Annotated in this window: 1 protein-coding gene; it reads right to left on the bottom strand. The window is 61.4% G+C overall.

All coding sequences use genetic code 11. The features are described from left to right. Positions 1 to 35: 35 nt before the first annotated feature. Positions 36 to 565, bottom strand: a 530-nt coding sequence (locus A5692_RS00005; RefSeq protein WP_068050862.1) for a sensor domain-containing protein, incomplete at its 5' end; no start/stop codon positions are given.

Here is a 565-nt window from a genome sequence, read left to right as displayed (position 1 = left end):
CGGATCCTGCACAAAGTATTCCGATTCTCCCGGGTCTATCGGGGTATCTTCTCCGACATCTTGTCCAGAATTGTCGCGGTGGCCGGAGCGCCATTGCCGTATTGGCACACCTGCGCAGTGATGATCACATTGTTCTTCGCGCGCGCCACGTTGGGGCAGATCCAACCGGTGGGCTTCCCGTCCTGCAGTTCCGTTCCCGTCCACCGCACTCCCGTATCGGTCGCGTCGGTCTTCTGGAATCTCCATCGATATTTGCCGCTCAGGTGGATGACGGCATTGCTGCAGGCGTCGAGACGCTTGGCAAAAGCGTTGCCAAGCAACACCGTCGCTGCTTTGGAATCGACGACCGTCGCAACGGCTTGACGGACCGCATGCTCGTACGTGTCCTTGTCCTCTTTGTAGAGATTGCTCCGCCACGCGGTGTAAGCCACCCCCACCGAGTACGTGTCTGGCGCGATCAGCGGTTCGCACTCGGGGTCACCCTCGTCGGCGAAGGCGGCCACGGGCGGGGAGGTCGCGCCGGGCGGAGGTTTGGACGCCCAGTTGAGTTTCGCACCGACAATGT

The sequence above is a fragment of the Mycobacterium sp. E342 genome, from assembly GCF_001667665.1.
Taxonomy (GTDB): Bacteria; Actinomycetota; Actinomycetes; order Mycobacteriales; family Mycobacteriaceae; genus Mycobacterium.
This window is presented reverse-complemented; position numbering and strand designations above follow the sequence as displayed.